The sequence below is a fragment of the Kitasatospora sp. NPDC090091 genome, from assembly GCF_044747365.1.
In the GTDB taxonomy this organism is placed as follows: Bacteria; Actinomycetota; Actinomycetes; order Streptomycetales; family Streptomycetaceae; genus Kitasatospora.
The window spans coordinates 1-1,956 of the sequence record NZ_JBIVDY010000058.1 but is presented as its reverse complement, the minus strand read 5'-3'; the positions used below and the strand labels follow the sequence as shown (position 1 = coordinate 1,956).

Below are 1,956 nucleotides of genomic sequence, written 5' to 3'. Positions count from 1 at the left end.
AACCCTGCGCCGCAACGAACCCGGCCCCACCCGCTTCCTCACCTCACTCGCCCAAGCCCACACCCACGGCACCACCCCCACATGGACCACCCTCAGCCTCCAACCGCACACCGATCACCTCGCCCTGCCCACCTACGCCTTCCAGCAGCAGCGCTACTGGCTGGACTCGGCGGCCTCAGGTGCGGGCGATCCGGCCGGGCTCGGGCTGGTCCCGGCGGATCATCCGCTGCTCGGCGCGACGATCGCGCTGGCCGAGGGCGAAGGGGTGGTCTTCACTGGCCGCGTCTCGGTGCGGACACAGCCGTGGCTGGCGGATCACGTCGTCTTCGGGACGGTGCTGCTGCCCGGTACCGCCTATGTCGAACTGGCCACCCGGGTTGGGGCGGAGTTCGGCTGCGGGCGGGTCGAGGAGCTGGTGCTGGAGACGCCGCTGCTGATCCCCGAGCAGGGGGCCGTGCAGCTGCAGGTGACGGTCGGGGGCATCGACGACACGGGACGACGGTCGCTGGCCGTGCACTCCCGGATCGAGCCGGCGGTGCCGGACATCGGCTCGGCCGAGGGGGCCTGGGACCGCCACGCGGTCGGCGTTCTCGTCCCGGACCCGGTGGCCTCCTCCGAGCCGGACGGCAGCGGTCTGTCCGTTTGGCCGCCCGAGGGGGCGGAATCGGTGGACGTGTCCGGTCTGTACGACGGGCTCGCCGAGGTCGGCTACGGGTACGGTCCGGTGTTCCAGGGGCTGCAGGCAGCCTGGCGCCTGGGCGGGGACGTCTTCGCCGAGGTGGCCCTGGCCGAGGACGACCATGCCGCGGCCGCGCGGTTCGGCCTGCACCCCGCGCTGCTCGACGCGGCGCTGCACGCCCTCGGCCTGGTCGAGGGCGCCGGGCGCGACGGTGTGGGCCTGCCGTTCTCCTGGAGTGGCGTGTCACTGCACGCGACCGGTGCGACCGCGCTACGGGTCAGGCTGTCGCCGGCCGGGGAGGACACGGTCTCGCTGACCGTCGCCGACCCGGACGGGCAGCCGGTCGCCTCGGTCGACTCGCTGGTGACGCGCCCGTTCTCCGCCCAGCAGTTGGCCGGTGCGCGCGCGGCGGGGAACTCCCCGCTGTTCGGGCTGGAATGGAGCGCGGTGCCGGTCGCTGACACCGCCCTGGTGGAGCCGGGGCGGTGGGCCGTCCTGGAGCGCGCCGGTACGGGCAAGGCGTCGGCGGTGTTGGATGTGGCGGGCTCGCTGCGAGGCGCCGGGGTGACCGTGGAGTCGTACGCGGATCTGGCGGCGCTGGATGCGGCCGTCGACTCCGGTGTGCCGGTGCCGGCCGTGGTGGTGGTGCCGTTCGTCTCGGCGGTGCCGGCCGGCCTCACGTCGCCGGACGAGGTCGCGCAGGTCAACTCCTCGGCGCGGCAGCGGACGGTCGATGCCCTGGGGCTGCTGCAGTCGTGGCTGGGTGACGAGCGTTACGCCGCCAGCCGACTCGTCCTGCTCACCCACCACGCCATCGCCACCCACCCCGACGAGAACATCACCGACCTCCCCCACACACCCCTCTGGGGCCTCACCCGCTCCGCCCAATCCGAACACCCCCACCGCATCACCCTCATCGACACCGACAACCACCCCACCAGCTGGCACACCCTCCCCACCACACTCACCACCCACCCCCAACACGCCCTCCGCAACGGCACCCCCCACACCCCCCACCTCACCCACCACACCAACACCACCCCCCAACCCCCCATCAACCCCAACGGCACCATCCTGATCACCGGCGGCACCGGCACCCTCGCCACCCACATCGCCCGCCACCTCGTCACCCACCACGGCGCCCGACACCTGACACTCGTCAGCCGCTCCGGCCCCAACGCCCCCCACGCCACCGAACTCCACACCGAACTCACCACACTCGGCGCCACCGTCACCATCACCGCCTGCGACACCACCGACCCCAAAGCCCTGCACCG

The 1,956-nt window shown here is 73.0% G+C and carries 1 protein-coding gene; it reads left to right on the top strand.

The genetic code is table 11. The features are described from left to right. The coding region (locus ACIPSC_RS39000; protein WP_400835161.1) for a polyketide synthase dehydratase domain-containing protein at nt 1-1,956 on the top strand (1,956 nt) is incomplete at both ends.